General features: G+C 60.4%; 1 protein-coding gene. It reads right to left on the reverse strand.

The window, feature by feature from the left end; genetic code table 11:
* Positions 1-513 (reverse strand): DUF1302 family protein (locus QWI17_RS16870; RefSeq protein WP_368045359.1); only part of this gene is annotated, 513 nt, incomplete at its 3' end.
* Positions 514-568 lie beyond the last annotated feature (55 nt).

The following is a 568-nucleotide window of genomic DNA, read 5'->3' on the forward strand; positions in this document are numbered from 1 at the left end:
CGCCACGCCTTGCGCGAGAAGGTCACCCACCAGGTCGTTGGTTGCACTGATTGCAATCGGCAGATTCGGCCGATAGGAAATTTCACCGAAAACCGACGCATTGTTTATCGTGGTATTGAAGCTGAGGCCGTACATGCGAACGTCCTCGACATACTCACGGCGCACATTGGCATTCTGTGACAGGTCCAGGGTTGCCAATGCCCGCGCGGCGCTGGGGCCGATTAGCGAATCAAGCGTGGTCAGATCGACGCCACGGTAGGCGCCGGTGTCGATCTGCTGCACGGGCTCCTTGGCGTGGTAATTGGCAAAATAGAAGCCGAAGTCGGTGGCATTCAAGGCCTCGGCAATATAGTGCAAGCTGATACCGTTTTGCCCGCTGGCCCGAGCCTTGTCGTCCGACTGCACGTTGCTGACCTTGAAGATGCCAGTGGCGGGGTCGAGGTAGCGGCTGGCATTGAAGGGGCCTTGGCCAAGGCCGCCCGGGATCTGGGTGGCCATGCCGTACGCTGCCATTGCCGGAACCAATGCAGGGACCTGGGCGTACGCAGTGTTGCCACCCGGCCCGAAG

It is taken from the genome of Gilvimarinus gilvus (assembly GCF_030518155.1).
Lineage (GTDB): Bacteria > Pseudomonadota > Gammaproteobacteria > Pseudomonadales > Cellvibrionaceae > Gilvimarinus > Gilvimarinus gilvus.